The organism is Vibrio sp. 704, from assembly GCF_033339295.1.
In genome coordinates, this window is the sequence record NZ_JAWOUH010001062.1 from 1 (window position 1) to 507 (window position 507).

Annotated in this window: 1 protein-coding gene; it reads right to left on the bottom strand. The window is 43.4% G+C overall.

The window, feature by feature from the left end; genetic code table 11:
* Positions 1 to 141: 141 nt before the first annotated feature.
* Positions 142 to 480 carry a 4a-hydroxytetrahydrobiopterin dehydratase gene (locus R7R24_RS30655; RefSeq protein WP_005482617.1) on the bottom strand — a complete coding sequence of 113 codons (339 nt, stop codon included), beginning with the start codon at positions 478 to 480 and terminating at the stop codon, positions 142 to 144.
* Positions 481 to 507: the final 27 nt, after the last annotated feature.

Consider the following 507-nt stretch of genomic DNA (forward strand, 5'->3'; position numbering starts at 1 on the left):
GTGGCGCTAAAACCGTGGCCATAAAACAGAAGTGCTAAATTAGGAAACGCCCGAATATCAGTTCGGGCGTTTTTTATTCACGGTTAAGTGTGTTAATGCTTTTCAGAGCATTAATAGCAAGCAACGGCTGCCCATTCGTGTTTATTCGCTCAACACCAACGCATCACACTTAGACGCACAGATGAAATCGTTCTTATGCAAACCTTTAATGGAATGGCTCCACCAAGTCACGGTGACTTTGCCCCACTCAAGCAAAATTGATGGGTGATGAAATTCTTCTTCTGCCAATTCCGCAATCTTGTTGCTGAACGCCCATGCTTGTTTAAAGTTCTTAAACTTATAGACCTTCTCAAGTTGCGGAATGTCGTCCCTTTCAATGAGATGCCAATCGGACAGCTGCAGCAATAGAGATTGCTGTTCTTCTTTCGTCAGGGCAATGGCATCAAAGCTACAAGCTTCGCATTTTTGTTCATTCAACATGAGCAGGTTCCTTAGGTTCAAAAAGTG